13 protein-coding genes are annotated in these 14,405 nt (G+C 73.2%); 8 read left to right on the forward strand and 5 right to left on the reverse strand.

Annotated elements, in window-relative coordinates; genetic code table 11:
• The first annotated feature begins 18 nt into the window (after positions 1-18).
• The 4 genes from GEV10_05300 to GEV10_05315 all read left to right on the forward strand — a co-directional run bounded on the left by GEV10_05300 (position 19) and on the right by GEV10_05315 (position 5,032).
• Positions 19-2,376 carry a hypothetical protein gene (locus tag GEV10_05300; protein MQA77886.1) on the forward strand — a complete coding sequence of 786 codons (2,358 nt, stop codon included), beginning with the start codon at positions 19-21 and terminating at the stop codon, positions 2,374-2,376.
• A gap of 93 nt (positions 2,377-2,469) precedes the next feature.
• Positions 2,470-4,122 (forward strand): helicase, encoded by a 1,653-nt coding sequence (locus tag GEV10_05305; GenBank protein ID MQA77887.1) that lies wholly within the window; start codon positions 2,470-2,472, stop codon positions 4,120-4,122.
• A 38-nt stretch (positions 4,123-4,160) separates the two neighbouring features.
• Positions 4,161-4,673 (forward strand): DUF664 domain-containing protein, encoded by a 513-nt coding sequence (locus GEV10_05310; GenBank protein MQA77888.1) that lies wholly within the window; start codon positions 4,161-4,163, stop codon positions 4,671-4,673.
• A complete protein-coding gene (locus GEV10_05315; GenBank protein ID MQA77889.1) occupies positions 4,670-5,032 on the forward strand; it encodes a hypothetical protein in 363 nt (120 codons plus the stop codon). Before GEV10_05310 ends, GEV10_05315 begins: the two co-directional genes overlap by 4 nt.
• Positions 5,033-5,152: 120 nt before the next feature.
• Here the strand turns inward: GEV10_05315 and GEV10_05320 are convergent, their stop codons facing one another.
• Positions 5,153-6,343 (reverse strand): membrane dipeptidase, encoded by a 1,191-nt coding sequence (locus GEV10_05320; GenBank protein MQA77890.1) that lies wholly within the window; start codon positions 6,341-6,343, stop codon positions 5,153-5,155.
• 124 nt (positions 6,344-6,467) lie between these two features.
• On the opposite strand from GEV10_05320, the gene lon reads away from it, so the two are divergent.
• The 3 genes from lon to GEV10_05335 all read left to right on the forward strand — a co-directional run bounded on the left by lon (position 6,468) and on the right by GEV10_05335 (position 11,591).
• On the forward strand, positions 6,468-8,861 hold the full coding sequence (gene lon / locus GEV10_05325) for an endopeptidase La (protein MQA77891.1): 2,394 nt from the start codon (positions 6,468-6,470) through the stop codon (positions 8,859-8,861).
• Between the two features lie 176 nt (positions 8,862-9,037).
• Positions 9,038-9,484, forward strand: coding sequence for a hypothetical protein (locus GEV10_05330; GenBank protein MQA77892.1), 447 nt, complete (start codon positions 9,038-9,040; stop codon positions 9,482-9,484).
• Between the two features lie 37 nt (positions 9,485-9,521).
• Positions 9,522-11,591: an AAA family ATPase gene (locus GEV10_05335; GenBank protein ID MQA77893.1), complete on the forward strand. Its 2,070-nt coding sequence runs from the start codon at positions 9,522-9,524 to the stop codon at positions 11,589-11,591.
• 37 nt (positions 11,592-11,628) lie between these two features.
• On the opposite strand, the gene GEV10_05340 is transcribed toward GEV10_05335, so the two are convergent.
• The 4 genes from GEV10_05340 to GEV10_05355 are packed head-to-tail and all read right to left on the reverse strand — an operon-like array spanning position 11,629 to position 14,095.
• On the reverse strand, positions 11,629-12,309 hold the full coding sequence (locus GEV10_05340; protein MQA77894.1) for a DUF3159 domain-containing protein: 681 nt from the start codon (positions 12,307-12,309) through the stop codon (positions 11,629-11,631).
• 4 nt (positions 12,310-12,313) lie between these two features.
• On the reverse strand, positions 12,314-12,610 hold the full coding sequence (locus GEV10_05345; protein MQA77895.1) for a DUF4031 domain-containing protein: 297 nt from the start codon (positions 12,608-12,610) through the stop codon (positions 12,314-12,316).
• Positions 12,611-12,631: 21 nt separating this feature from the next.
• Complete coding sequence (locus tag GEV10_05350) at positions 12,632-13,381, reverse strand: SDR family oxidoreductase (protein ID MQA77896.1); 750 nt, start codon at positions 13,379-13,381, stop codon at positions 12,632-12,634.
• Positions 13,382-13,387: 6 nt separating this feature from the next.
• On the reverse strand, positions 13,388-14,095 hold the full coding sequence (locus tag GEV10_05355) for an alpha/beta fold hydrolase (GenBank protein ID MQA77897.1): 708 nt from the start codon (positions 14,093-14,095) through the stop codon (positions 13,388-13,390).
• 99 nt (positions 14,096-14,194) lie between these two features.
• Between GEV10_05355 and GEV10_05360 the strand changes: the two genes are divergently transcribed.
• The gene (locus GEV10_05360; protein MQA77898.1) at positions 14,195-14,377 is read left to right on the forward strand and encodes a hypothetical protein; all 183 of its coding nucleotides are present in this window, start codon (positions 14,195-14,197) and stop codon (positions 14,375-14,377) included.
• Positions 14,378-14,405 lie beyond the last annotated feature (28 nt).

The following is a 14,405-nucleotide window of genomic DNA, read 5'->3' on the forward strand; positions in this document are numbered from 1 at the left end:
CATAGGCTGGCGGTCGCCATGTCATCCACGCGCACCGGTCGAGGACTCGCCGCCTGGCTCACGAGCCGCACGGACGACGAGGTCGCCGCGCTGCTCGCGGCCAGGCCCGACCTGCTGCACCCGGTGCCGCCGGACTTCGGCCGCCTCGCCGGCGCCGTCGCGTCCCGCGCGTCCATGCAACTGGCCGTCGACCGTCTCGACACGCTGGCCCTGCAGATCCTGCGCACGCTCGCGACCCGCGACGACACCGCGACGTACGACGAGCTGGCCGCCGCGATGCAGGCGCCGCCGGACGGCCGGTTGCGCGACACGGTCGACCTGCTGCGCGCACGCGCCCTGTGCTTCGGTGACGACGACGCGCTGGACGCGCCAGGCGAGCTGCGTCGCATGCCGCTGCTGCCGGCGGAGTTCGGTCCCCACATCGCGCACGCGCTCGCCGAGATCCCGCCGATGCGGCAGCGCGTCCTGCTCGACGACGTCGGCGCCCCGCACGTCGAGGAGTGGCAGGCACTCCGCGAGCTCGCCGTCTACTTCGCGAAGCCGGCGAACGTCCAGCTCCTGCTGGCCGACGTCAGCCCGGCGGCGCGCGAGGCACTCGTCCGCGTGGCCAGCAGCCACGGCCACGGCAGGGTCGCCGACGCCCACCGCTCGGTGAGCGTCGCCACGGCGTCGTCGCCGGTCGAGGAGCTGCTCGCCCGCGGGTTGCTGGTCGCGTCCGTGCCCGACACCGTGGTCATCCCCTTCGAGGTCGCGACCGTCCTGCAACCCAGCTACGGCGAGCCGCCGGTGCTCGACACGACGACGCACGACCCGTCCGTCGTCGACCGCACGGGCGGGCTCCACGCGCACGCCGTCGTCCAGGCGGTGGAGGACCTCCTCGCGACGTGGTCGGACACCCCGCCGTCCCAGCTGCGCTCGGGTGGCCTCGGCGTGCGCGAGCTGCGTCGGGTCGCCGACCTGCTCGACCTCCCGACCGAGCAGGCGGCCCTCGTCGTCGAGACCGCCCATGCCGCCGCGCTGCTCGACGCGACGTACCCCGCCGAGGAGTGGCTGCCCACCGAGGCCTTCGACGCATGGCGGACCCGGCCGGTCGCCGAGCGGTGGGCCACCCTCGCGGCCGCATGGCTCGACACGTCGCGCGCGGCGGGACTCGTCGGGCAGAAGGACGAGAGGGACAAGACCATCAACGCGCTCGGCAGCGGCGTCCTGCACGGCAGCGTCGCGCAGGTCCGGGAGGCCACCCTCGGCGCGCTCGCGACGATGCCACCCGGCGTCGCGCCGACCACGGAGAGCCTCGTCGGCCGTACCGTCTGGGACCGGCCGCGCTCGGGCGGCCGCCGGCGGCGTGAGCTGCTGGAGTGGACGCTGCGCGAGGCCGAACAGCTCGGCGTCTGCGGTCAGGCCGCGATCACGTCGTACGGGCGCGCCCTGCTCGACGGTGACACCGCCGCCGCCACGCGGCTGCTGGCCTCCTGCCTGCCCGAGCTCGGTGAGCAGGTGCTCGTCCAGCCCGACCTGACCGCCGTCGCACCCGGGCCGCTGCGCCCCGCCGTCCGCACCGAGCTCGGCCTGCTCGCCGACGTCGAGTCGACGGGCGCGGCCACCGTCTACCGCTTCACCCCGCAGTCGGTGCGCCGCGCGCTCGACGCCGGTCGTACGGCCGCCGGCGTGCACGACTGGCTCACCGCGCACTCGCGCACGACGGTCCCGCAGCCGCTGCACTACCTCGTCGACGACGTCGCCCGCCGCCACGGCCAGCTGCGCGCCGGCAGCGCCACCTCGTACGTGCGCTGCGACGATCCCGCGCTGCTCGCCGAGATCGTCGCCCACCGGAAGGCGGGCCCGCTGGCGCTGCGGCTCATCGCGCCGACGGTCCTGGTGAGCCAGGTCGACCGCAAGGAGCTGCTCGACAGCCTGCGCGAGCTCGGCTACGCACCCGTCGCCGAGTCGGCGACGGGCGACGTCGTGGTCACCACGTCGCGCACCCGTCGCGCCCAGACCCGGGCCCGGCCGTCGTGGCGGCCGCAGTCGCCGACCGAACGTCCCAACCCGCAGCTGGTGGAGCAGGCGGTCCGCATGCTGCGCGCGGGCGAACGGGTGGCCGGCGAGCGCGTCACCGAGCACCGCTCCGCCACCGCGACACTGCCCCGCAACCCGCCCCGCGACACCCTCGCTGCCATCCAGCGGTCGATCGCCGCCGACCACCCGCTGTGGATCGGCTACGCCAACGCCGAGGGACGCGCCAGCCTGCGGCTCATCGAGCCGGTGGCCGTCGTCGGCGGCCTCGTCGAGGCGTACGACCACCTCCGCGAGTCACGCCGCACGTTCGCCCTGCACCGCATCACCGGCTACGCCACCGTCGACGACGACGGGTGACCGACTGACCGTCCGCGCTGCCGGCTGCCCAGGTGTCGGTGGCATCGGGGACACTGGAAGGCGCCCCACCGCCCTCGCCAGAAGGAAAGCCACGTGACCGATGGTCCGCTGATCGTCCAGTCGGACAAGACGCTGCTGCTCGAGGTCGACCACGAGCAGGCCGCCGAGTGCCGCAAGCAGATCGCGCCGTTCGCCGAGCTCGAACGCGCCCCCGAGCATGTCCACACGTACCGCATCACGCCGCTTGGGCTCTGGAACGCACGCGCGGCCGGCCACGACGCCGAGCAGGTCGTCGACACGTTGCTGCGGTTCTCCCGCTACCCCGTGCCCCACGCGCTGCTCGTCGACGTCGCCGAGACGATGGCGCGTTACGGGCGGCTGCGACTGGAGACACACCCGACGCACGGCCTGGTGATGGCCACGACCGACCGGCCGGTGCTCGAGGAGGTGCTGCGCAGCAAGAAGATCCAGCCGATGGTGGGTGAGCGGGTCGGCGACGACGCCGTCGTCGTCCATCCGAGCCAGCGTGGGCTGCTCAAGCAGGCTCTGCTCAAGATCGGCTGGCCCGCCGAGGATCTCGCCGGTTACGTCGACGGCGAGCAGCACACGATCGAGATGCGGCAGGACGGCTGGGAGCTGCGGACGTACCAGCAGGACGCCGCCGACGGGTTCTGGCACGGCGGCTCCGGCGTCGTGGTGCTGCCGTGTGGCGCGGGCAAGACCCTCGTCGGCATCGCCGCGATGGCGCGGGCGCAGGCCACCACGCTGATCCTGGTGACCAACACCGTCGCCGCCCACCAGTGGCGCACCGAGCTACTCGCCCGCACGTCTCTCACCGAGGAGGAGATCGGTGAGTACTCGGGGCAGCGCAAGGAGATCAGGCCGGTCACCATCGCCACGTACCAGGTGATGATCACCCGCAGGAAGGGCGCGTTCACCCATCTCGAGCTGTTCGAGGCACGCGACTGGGGGTTGGTCCTGTACGACGAGGTGCACCTGCTGCCCGCGCCGATCTTCCGCATGACCGCCGATCTGCAGGCGCGTCGCCGGCTGGGGCTCACCGCCACCCTGGTGCGCGAGGACGGCCGCGAGGGCGACGTGTTCAGCCTGATCGGCCCCAAGCGCTACGACGCGCCCTGGCGCGACATCGAGGCGCAGGGTTGGATCGCGCCCGCCGACTGCGTCGAGGTCCGCGTCACGCTGACCGACGCCGAGCGCCTGGCGTACGCCACGTCCGAGCCTGAGGACAGGTACCGAATCTGCTCGACCACCGACACGAAGTCGCGGGTGGTCGGCACGATCGTCGACCGGCACCGCGGCGAGCCCACACTCGTCATCGGCCAGTACCTCGACCAGCTCGACGACCTCGGCGAGCGGCTCGACGCCCCGGTGATCAAGGGCGAGACCACGGTGAAGGAGCGGGAGCGGCTGTTCCAGGAGTTCCGCACCGGCGAGATCAGCCTGCTCGTCGTCTCGAAGGTCGCGAACTTCTCCATCGACCTGCCCGAGGCGGCGGTCGCAGTGCAGGTGTCCGGCACCTTCGGGTCGCGGCAGGAGGAGGCCCAGCGGCTCGGTCGCGTCCTGCGTCCGAAGTCCGACGGCCGCGGGGCGCGCTTCTACTCGGTGACCGCCCGTGACACCGTCGACCAGGACTACGCCCAGCACCGGCAGCGGTTCCTCACCGAGCAGGGCTACGCCTACCGCATCATCGACGCCGACGTCGTCCTCGCCGGCGAGGAGTTCTGACTCGTGCCACCAGCCGTCCACCGAAGGGAGCCAACGAGATGACAAGCGCCGACCTGCTCGTCGACGCGTACGGCCGGATCAACGAAGAGGTCCACCAGGTGGTCGACGGCCTTACCCTCGACCAGCTCGCCACCCGGCTCGACCCCGACGCGAACTCGATCGGCTGGCTGGTGTGGCATCTCGCGCGGGTCCAGGACGACCACGTCGCCGACGCCGCGCGGATCGACCAGGTCTGGACGTCCCAAGGCTGGGTCGACCAGTTCGGGCTGCCGTTCGACCCGCGGGCGATCGGGTACGGACACTCCAGCGACGAGGTAGGGGCGGTGCGGGTCGCGTCCGGCGAGCTGCTCACCGGCTACCACGACGCCGTCCACGAGCAGACCGTCCGCTACGTCGAGCGACTCACCGACGACGACCTCCCGCGGATCGTCGACACCCGGTGGGACCCGCCCGTGACTCTCGCGGTGCGGCTGGTGAGCGTCGTGTCCGACTGCCTGCAGCACGCCGGCCAGGCCGCGTACGTCCGCGGTGTCCTCGAACGCACCGCATGAGTGAGCCCGACGTCCCCCTGACCGAGCAGGCGCTGCACACGGCGCGGGCAGCCGTGCTGCGCGATCTCGCCGCCACGGGCCACGCCGACCCGTCCACGGTGTCGCTCGTCGACGACGCCGTCGCGGGCCGGCGCTGGTGGGTCGCGCAGTGGCCCGACGGCGTCGCGTTCCTCACCTGCCTCGTCGCCCAGGACGTCGCCGACGCCCTCCTCGCCCGCGTCGGCCGCTGGCCCTGCTGCATCGTCCACGACGAGGAGCCGCTGGTGGTCGAGCCCGCCCTGGGCCACGACCCCCGCTGGATCTGCGGCCACTGCGGCGAGATCGCCCCGGTCGGCGCCCTCCACGCCGCCGCCGGCTGACCCGCAGGCCGCCATCGTCGACCACTGCACCTCGTGAAGGTGGACTTCACCTCGTCCCTGCATGAGGTGAAGTCCTCGTTGATCACGTTAACGTGATCAACGAGGAGCGCACCCGGGCCGCTAGCCCCAGGCTCTCGGGGCGCGGACCTTGGACGCCGGGCGTTCCTTCTGGAGGCGGGCGGCCACGGTCTCTGCGTCGCGGAGGGCGCGGATGACGTTGTGGCCGGCGAGCTTCGTCAGGTCGTCGTCGGACCACCCGCGGTCGATCAGCTCGGCGAACAGGTGCGGGTAGCGGGCGACGTCCTCGAGGCCCTCGGGCAGACCGTCACATCCGTCGTAGTCGCCGCCGAGGCCGAGGTGGTCGACGCCGGCGATCTCGCGGGCGTGGTCGACGTGGTCGGCGACCTGGGCGAGCGTCGCCGCCGGGCGCGGATGCTCCTCGCGGTACTTCGCGTAGAACGCCTTGGTCTCCGTCTCGTACCAGGACCGCGGCTCCCTGACCCCGGCCTCCTTCGCGGCGGCGGCCGCGGCCGCGTTGTAGTCGACCACCTCCTGGGAGACGAAGCCGGGCACGAAGGTGATCATGCAGACGCCGCCGTTGCCCGGCACGGACGCGAGGACGTCGTCGGGCACGTCGCGCGGGACGTCGCACAGCGCACGGCACGAGGAGTGCGAGAACACGATCGGCGCCTCGGAGACCCGCAGGGCGGCACGCATGGTGTCGGGCGCGACGTGGGAGAGGTCGACGAGCATGCCAAGGCGGTTCATCTCCCGCACGACCTCCTCGCCGAAGTCGTTGAGCCCGCCGACCTTCGGCTCCGCGGTCGCGGAGTCGGCCCACGCCGTGTTGTCGTTGTGCGTGAGCGTCATGTAGCGGGCGCCGAGACGGTGCATCATCCGCAGCGCGCCCAGCGAGTTGCCGATCGAGTGCCCGCCCTCCATGCCCGCCAGCGACGCGATCCGGCCCGCGGCGAAGATCCGCTCGACGTCGTCGGCGGTGTACGCGACCTCGAACGTCTCCGGGTAGCGGTCGACCATCCGGTGCATCGCGTCGATCTGCTCGAGGGTCTTGACCACCGCGCGCGGGGACACCGGCGACGACGGGACGTAGACCGACCAGAACTGCACCGAGACGCCGCCGGCGCGCAGCCGGGGGATGTCGGTGTGCAGGTCGGGCTGGTCGTTCGCGATGTCGATCTGGTCGAAGTCGTAGTCGGCCTTGTTGCGCATCGCGTAGAGCAGGTCGTTGTGACCGTCGGCGAGGGGGACACGACGCAGGAGTTCGCGGGCGTGCGCGAGGGGGTCGACCATCACCGAACCGTATCGGGGCCCACCGACCGTTCGCTCTGAGCGAGCACCGGGAACATCCGGGCCCTCCCGTGAATTGAGTGCACATAGCTCAAGTTCGCTGAGTGCTGAGAAGGATCGTGACCCGATGAGCGAGACCACACGCCTCCCGGTCGTGCCGCTGGACGACGAGGTCGTCCTGCCCGGCATGGTCGTCCCCCTGGACCTCTCCGACGCCGACGTCCGCGCGGCGCTCGACGCCGCGCGCGTGGCCGCCGACAGCCGTGCCCACGCGCCCGGCATCCGCTCGACTCCGACCGCCGAGGTCCTGCTCGTCCCCAGAACCGACGGCAGGTACGGACCGGTCGGCACCCGTGCCGCCGTCGAGCAGGTGGGCCGGCTGCCGAACGGCAACCGCGCCGCCGTCGTCCGCGGTATCGACCGCGTGACCATCGGCGCCGGCACGAACGGGCCGGGCGCGGCCCTCTGGGTCGAGGTCACCCCCGTGCCGGAGACGGCGTCGACGCCGCGGGCCGACGAGCTCGCGACGGAGGTCAAGCACCTGCTGGTGGCGAGCCTGCACCAGCGCGGCGCCTGGCAGGTCGCCGAGGTCGTCGAGGGGCTCGAGGAGCCGGGCCGGGTCGCCGACCAGGTCGGCTACGCCTCGTACCTCAGTCGCGGCCAGAAGCAGCAACTGCTGGAGACGCTCGACGTCGAGGAGCGGCTGACCCTCGTGCTCGACTGGGTGAAGGAGCACATCGCCGAGCAGGACGTCGCCGACACCATCCGCAAGGAGGTGCAGGACGGCGTCGACAAGCAGCAGCGTGAGTTCCTGCTGCGGCGCCAACTCGGCGCCGTGAAGAAGGAGCTCGCCGAGCTCGACGGGACGCCCGCGTCCGAGCAGGACGACTACCGCGCCCGCGTCGAGGCGGCCGACCTCCCGGAGAAGGTCCGCGAGGCCGCGCTGCGCGAGGTCGACAAGCTCGAACGCTCCTCCGACGCCTCGCCCGAGGGCGGCTGGATCCGCACCTGGCTCGACACCGTGCTCGACCTGCCGTGGAACGTCCGCAGCGAGGACGCGTACGACATCGCGGGTGCCCGCGAGGTGCTCGACGCCGACCACGCAGGCCTCTCCGACGTGAAGGACCGGATCATCGAGTACCTCGCCGTACGCAAGCGTCGCGACGAGCGCGGTCTCGGTGTCGTGGGCGGCCGTCGCAGCGGCGCCGTGCTCGCCCTCGTCGGCCCGCCCGGCGTCGGCAAGACGTCGCTCGGCGAGTCCGTCGCCCGGTCGATGGGCAGGAAGTTCGTCCGCGTCGCGCTCGGCGGCGTCCGCGACGAGGCGGAGATCCGCGGCCACCGGCGCACGTACGTCGGCGCGCTGCCCGGCCGCATCGTGCGGGCGATCCGCGAGGCCGGCTCGATGAACCCGGTGGTGCTGCTCGACGAGGTCGACAAGCTGGGCGCCGACTACCGCGGCGACCCGACGGCGGCCCTGCTCGAGGTGCTCGACCCGGCGCAGAACCACACGTTCCGCGACCACTACCTCGAGGTCGAGCTCGACCTGTCCGACGTCCTGTTCCTGGCGACCGCGAACGTCCTCGACCAGATCCCCGCACCCCTGCTCGACCGCATGGAGCTGGTGTCGCTGGACGGGTACACCGAGGACGAGAAGGTCGTCATCGGACGCGACCACCTGCTACCCAGGCAACGCGACCGCGCCGGCCTCGACGACCACGACGTGGTCGTGACCGACGAGGCGCTGCGCCGCCTCGCGACCGAGTACACCAGGGAGGCCGGCGTGCGTTCCCTGGAACGCGGCATCGCCAGGGCGCTGCGCAAGGTCGCGGCGCAGGTCGCGCTCGGCGACGCGACGCTGCCGGTCACCGTCGACGCGGACACCCTGCCCGACTACCTCGGCCGGCCGCGCCACCTGCCGGAGACCGCGCAACGGACGGGCGTGCCCGGCGTGGCCACCGGTCTCGCGGTGACCGGCGCCGGCGGCGACGTGCTGTTCGTCGAGGCGTCGCTCGCCGACCCCGAGACCGGCACCAACGGCCTCACCCTCACCGGCCAGCTCGGCGACGTGATGAAGGAGTCGGCGCAGATCGCGCTGTCGTACCTGCGGTCGCACGGCGCCGAACTCGAGTTGCCAGTCGGCGACCTGAAGGACCGCAGCGTGCACGTCCACGTGCCCGCAGGCGCGATCCCGAAGGACGGCCCGAGCGCGGGCGTCACGATGACGACGGCGCTGGCCTCGCTGCTGTCCGGCCGGCCCGCACGGGCGGACGTCGCGATGACGGGCGAGGTCTCCCTGACCGGCCGGGTGCTGCCCATCGGCGGGGTGAAGCAGAAGCTCCTCGCCGCGCACCGGGCGGGCATCACGACGGTCCTGATCCCCGACCGCAACGAGCCCGACCTGGACGACGTGCCCGAGGAGGTCCGCGACCAGCTCACCGTCCACCCGGTGAGCGACGTCCGCGACGTCCTCCGGCTGGCCCTGGAACCGGCTCGGGCCCAGGTGGAGCAGGCGGCGGCCTGAGGCGCGGCGGCCGGCGTGCTCCGGGCCCGCGACCTCGCCCCGTGAGGGGCACCCTCACCGTGTCCTGACCCGGTGAGGGTGCCCCTCACCGGGTCAGCGCGGAGGACGGGGATCCGTCCCGACGAGGCGGTCTAGCGTGAGCGGCGACATCCGGCACGGCGACAGCGGAGAGACCGATGAGCGACCCGCACCACACGCAGCAGGACCCGCGGCTCGCGGCACCCGGCGGCCCGCCGGGACCGCTCGTGGCCGCCTGCATCCTGTGGATCGTCTTCGGCGCCCTGCTGACACTGGGGGTCGCAGGCCTGGCCGTGAACCCGTCGTTCGCCACGTCCACCGGCCCGGTGGCCTACCTCCTCGTCGGCGCTGTCGCGATCACGGTCCTCGTCCTGGGCATCGCGATGCTGCGCGGCGCGGGCAACGCGGTGCGGATCACCCTGACGGTGATCGGCGGCCTGTTCTGCCTGGCGCTGTGGCCGGTGGTGTTCGCGATCCCCGCGGTCGTGCTGCAGTTCCAGCGCCGCAGCAACGCGTACTTCACCGCCCTCGCGAGCATCGACCACCGTGGCGTCGAGCACGACGCCGAGGAATGGGACGACTGGGACGAGCAGCGATCCGGGTAGGATGCGGAGCACTCCCCACCCCTGACCGAGGACTCCCATGCCGCGGCCTGCCCAATCCCCTGCCCACGAGGACCACCACCACGACGATCTGACCGCCGAGCAGCGCCACCTCGCCACGGCCCGCGACTGCCTGGCCCGGATGCGCGCACACGTCCAGTCGCTGAAGGCGGACGCGGGCGACGCCGTGTCGCAGGCGTACCTCGACGCGGCGCTGTACTACCGCGCCGAGGCGTTGAAGGACGACCCGGAGACCCCGCTGTTCTTCGGCCGCATCGACACCCGCGCACCGCGTGACACCTACTACGTCGGGCGCCGTCACGTCACCGACGACCGCGGCGATCCCGTCGTCGTCGACTGGCGCGCCGAGGTGTCGCTCGCCTTCTACCGGGCGAGCGCGACCGAACCCATGCAGCTGGAGCGGCGACGCCGGTTCGGCTTCACCAAGGGCGCACTGACCGCGTTCGAGGACGAGACGTTCGACGCGGCGTCACGGCACGACCCGAGCACGATCCTGCAGGAGGAGATCGAACGCCCGCGCGTCGGCCCGATGCGCGACATCGTGGCGACGATCCAGCCGGAGCAGGACGCGATCGTGCGCGCCGACCTCGCGACCACGATCTGCGTCCAGGGCGCTCCCGGCACGGGGAAGACCGCCGTCGGCCTGCACCGCGCCGCGTTCCTGCTGTACGCGTTCCGCGACCGTCTCACCCGCTCCGGCGTCCTCGTCATCGGCCCCAACCGCGCGTTCCTCGGCTACATCAAGGGCGTGCTGCCCGCCCTCGGCGAGCTCGACGTGCGGCAGCAGACCCTCGACGAGCTGCTCGACGCCGTCCGCGTCCGCGCGGCGGACGACCCGGAGACCGCCAGGCTCAAGGGTTCCGCGCGGATGGCCGAGGTACTCCGGCGCGCGGTGCGCTCGAACGTCCACCCGCCCGACGAGGGCTTCGTCTTCACGCACGGGTCACGCCGCTGGCGCATTCCGTCGTACGAGCTCGCCGAGATCGTCGAGCAGCTGCTCGGTCGCGACGTGCGCTACGACGCGGCGCGACGAATGCTCGCGCAACGCGTCGCGCACGTGGTGCTCACCCGGATGGAGGCCGCTGGCGAGTCGCCCGACGACCGTGTGCAGGCATCCGTCGCGCGCAGCAAGCCCGTGCGCGACCTCGTCGACGTCGCGTGGCCGAAGGTCGACCCCAGGGTCGTGGTGCACCGGCTGCTGTCCGACGCCCAGTTCCTCGCCGCGAACGCCGACGGGCTGTTCGACGAGGAGGAGCAGCGGCGGCTGCTCTGGGCGAAGGCGCCGCGCAGCGCGGGCACCGCGAAGTGGAGCCTCGCCGACGCCGCACTCGTCGACGAGGCCCAGGACCTCGTCGAACGCACCCCGAGCCTCGGCCACGTCGTCCTCGACGAGGCGCAGGACCTGTCGCCCATGCAGTTGCGGGCCGTCGGCCGGCGATGCAGCACCGGGTCGGCGACGGTGCTCGGCGACCTGGCCCAGGGCACGACGCCGTGGGCCACGTCGACGTGGGACGAGGCACTCGCCCACCTCGGCCGCCCGAACGCCCTCGTCGAGGAGCTGACGATGGGGTACCGCGTGCCCCGGCAGATCATCGCGTTCGCCACCCGGCTGCTCCCGGCGATCGCCCCCGCGCTCGCGCCTGCCCGGTCCGCGCGCACCTCCGCCGGCGCGCTCGACGTCCGCGACGTGCCCGAGGCCGGGGTCGACGCAGAGACCGTCGCCGCGTGCCGCACCGCGCTCGCCGCGGAGGGCTCCGTCGGGCTCATCGCCGCCGACTCCCGCGTGGAGCGGCTGGCACGTGCGCTCGAGCAGGCCGGCCTCGCGTACCGCCCGCTCGGCGCCGAGACCGACGAGGACACCGACCTGAGCCTCAGCCTCGTGCCCGCCACCATCGCCAAGGGCCTGGAGTTCGACCGCGTCGTCGTCGTGGAACCCGCCGAGATCGTCGCGGCAGAGCCCCGCGGCCTGCACCGCCTCTACGTCGTGCTCACCCGCGCGGTCTCAGCGCTCGCCGTCGTCCACGCCGAACCGCTGCCCGAGCCCCTGGCCGCCCATGACCCCCACGTGGACGCATCGCATTGGCCATAGCCCACACGAAGCGTCCACGTGGCGTCGGTGAGGCCGCCTAGTCCCCCGTCGAGGCCGAGTCCGCGGGCTCGGTACGGGGGCGGCGCAGGCCCGGGTGGCCGGCGGGCAGGGCGCGGCGCAGCACCCACCAGCTCGCGGCCAGGCAGGCGATCTGGAGCGGCCAGCTCATCGCGACCCGCGCAGCGCCGAGCGCGACGACCTGGTCGGCGAGGTACAGCGGGGTGTAGACGGCGACCCGCAGGACGTACTGGCCGACCCACAGCCAGCTGGCCCGGCCGTACGCGCGCAGCAGGTCGCGGTCGCGGCGCCATCTCGTGCGCTGGCCGAGGACGAGACCGACGACGACGCCGAGCAGCGGCCAGCGGACCACGATGCTCGCCGCCCACAGCAGCGCGCTCGCGACGTTGGTGAGCAGCTGGACGAGGAAGAAGTCGGCGGCGCGACCGGTGCGCAGGGCGACCACCGCGCCGATCGTCACGAGCGTGACACTGACGACCGCCGCGCGCGGCTTCGTCCCGCGCGCGACGCGTACCACGGCGACGACCACGCCGACGGCGATCGCCGCGGCCGCGCCCCAGGCGATCGACCTACCGCTCGCGAGCCAGCCGATGACGAACGCGGCCGGCGGCAGGCTGGCGTCGAGGGCGCCGCCGCGGCCGCCGAGCAGCGAGGACAGCGTCTCCTCACGCTCGCGCGGTGCGGGCTGCTCGTCGGTCATGCTCTCAGCCTGCCCCGTCCGGGCCCGAACCGTGACGTGACCTTGGTGGCATCCGCCTGCGCAGGCCGGCGTCGGCGATCCGGCGGACGAGCTCGCGCGACGGCACCTGCACCGCTCCCGCGCGGACGACCTCGTCGCGCCGCTCCGCCGGCACGTCGTAGTGATCGCGGTGGAACGCCCGCGGCGGGAAGCCGAGCGCGCCGGCGAAGGCGTGCAGCTCGTCGAACGACTCGTCGCTGACCAGGTGGCACCACAGCCGGCCGTGCGCCGGCCAGACGGAAGGATCCACCAGAAGGGTCACAGGGCCAGCCTAGGAGGCTCGTCAGCGGCCGCCGCCGACGTCGAGGCTCGCGCCGGTCACGTACGACGCCTCGTCGGACAGTAGCCAGATGATCGCCGCGGCGAACTCCTCGGGAGCACCCGCCCTGCCCATCGGGATGGTGGGAGCCATCCGCTCGACCCGGCCGGGCTCGCCGGCGAGCGCGTGGAAGCCGGTGTCGGCGAGGCCGGCGCGTACGGAGTTGACCCTGATGCCGTCGGCGGCGACCTCCTTGGCGAGCCCGACGGTCAGCGTGTCGACGCCCGCCTTCGCGGCCGCGTAGTCGACCCACTCCCCTGGCGCGCCGAGCGTCGCCGCGATGGAGGAGATGTTGACGATCGCCCCGCCCGTGCCGCCGTACCTCGGCGACATGCGGCGGACGGCCTCGCGGGCACACAGGAACGGACCCAGCAGGTTCACCGCGACGACGCGTTCGAGGCGGTCGAGCGACACGTCCTCGAGCCGCTGCCTGGACTCGACGGCACCGGCGTTGTTGACCAGCCCGGTCACCGGGCCGAGCTCTGCCGTGGTCGTGTCGAACAGCCGCAGCACGTCGCGCTCGCTGCCGACGTCGGCTCGGACGGCGATCGCGCGGCGGCCCGCGGACTCGCATGCGGCCACGACCGCCTCGGCCTCCGCCTCCTGCCGCCGGTACGCGACGGCGACGTCCCAGCCGCGGCTCGCCGCGAGCCGCGCGGTCGCCGCCCCGATGCCGCGGCTCGCACCGGTCACGATCAAGACCCTGCTCACCAGGGCACCCTACTGGGCGCTCGTCACCGCGCTCACGAACTCGTCGACGGTGCGCGTGCACAGGTCGGGGTGCTGCAGGTTCCACAGGTGGCCGCCGCCGGGGACGATCCGCAGCGTCGCGTCCGGCAGGCATGCGGCGAGCAACCGGGCCGATGCCAGGTTGGACGTGTCGGCGGCGCCGCAGCAGACGAGCGCAGGGACGCCGACGTCGCCGAGCCGCGGCTCGAGGTGGTCGTGCCTCAGCTCGCGCAGCGCGTCGGCCTGGGTCCGCTTGCCCGCGCGCCTGATGTCGTCGACGAACGCGGCGCGGTCGCGGTCGTCGGCCGGACGCACGATCGTCGCGGACATCTCCGACGTCACCGACAGCGGCAGCACCGCGGTGACAGCGCGCTGGACCGTCACACCGGCACGCGACATCCGGACGGCGGCGCCGGACAGCACCAGGCTCGCGACCAGACCCGGCTCGTCGAGAGCGACCCGGAGCGCGACGTTGGCGCCGAGCGACGCCCCCACCAGGTGAGCGGGTGACGGACGGTCGCGCAGCAGTTCACGCAGCTGGTCGACGGCCGCCACCAGAGTGAACCGCCCTCCCGTCGCGCCGTGTCCTGGCAGGTCGGGCGCGAGCACCTCGTAGCGGTCACCGAGCGCCTCGGCCTGCGCGCGCCACATCCGGTGGCTCGCCCCCATGGCGTGCAGCAGGACGATCGTGGCGCTCACGGGCTCCCCTGGCGTGTCGGGCTCCCGACGATACAAGGACCGCGCGAACTCTCAGGCGCCCGTGGTGCGAGGGGGCCGGTCACTGGTAGGCTCGAACACATGTTCGACACTCATCAGAGGCCCGTCCTCACCGCCGACTGGGACCAGTCGGTCGACGTCCACCTGTCGCCCTACCAGCCCGCCGAGGCACCGCCCGCCTGGCGGCGCACCTGGTTCCGCCGTCACCGTAGCGCGGCCGCCCGCGAGGCCCAGCCGGGTCAGCCGTACCTCTTCACGCTCTGAGCTCACCGCTCAGCCGGCGCCGCCCGAG

It is taken from the genome of Streptosporangiales bacterium (assembly GCA_009379955.1).
Lineage (GTDB): Bacteria > Actinomycetota > Actinomycetes > Streptosporangiales > WHST01 > WHST01.

What these genes read in the sequence shown, in the direction of transcription:
- GEV10_05315 (MQA77889.1), top strand. Translation starts at nt 4,670, where the DNA reads ATGAGTGAGCCCGACGTCCCCCTGACCGAGCAGGCGCTGCACACGGCG.
- GEV10_05310 (MQA77888.1), top strand. Translation starts at nt 4,161, where the DNA reads ATGACAAGCGCCGACCTGCTCGTCGACGCGTACGGCCGGATCAACGAA.
- lon (MQA77891.1), top strand. Translation starts at nt 6,468, where the DNA reads ATGAGCGAGACCACACGCCTCCCGGTCGTGCCGCTGGACGACGAGGTC.
- GEV10_05330 (MQA77892.1), top strand. Translation starts at nt 9,038, where the DNA reads ATGAGCGACCCGCACCACACGCAGCAGGACCCGCGGCTCGCGGCACCC.
- GEV10_05335 (MQA77893.1), top strand. Translation starts at nt 9,522, where the DNA reads ATGCCGCGGCCTGCCCAATCCCCTGCCCACGAGGACCACCACCACGAC.
- GEV10_05340 (MQA77894.1), bottom strand. Translation starts at nt 12,309, where the DNA reads ATGACCGACGAGCAGCCCGCACCGCGCGAGCGTGAGGAGACGCTGTCC.
- GEV10_05300 (MQA77886.1), top strand. Translation starts at nt 19, where the DNA reads ATGTCATCCACGCGCACCGGTCGAGGACTCGCCGCCTGGCTCACGAGC.
- GEV10_05320 (MQA77890.1), bottom strand. Translation starts at nt 6,343, where the DNA reads ATGGTCGACCCCCTCGCGCACGCCCGCGAACTCCTGCGTCGTGTCCCC.
- GEV10_05360 (MQA77898.1), top strand. Translation starts at nt 14,195, where the DNA reads ATGTTCGACACTCATCAGAGGCCCGTCCTCACCGCCGACTGGGACCAG.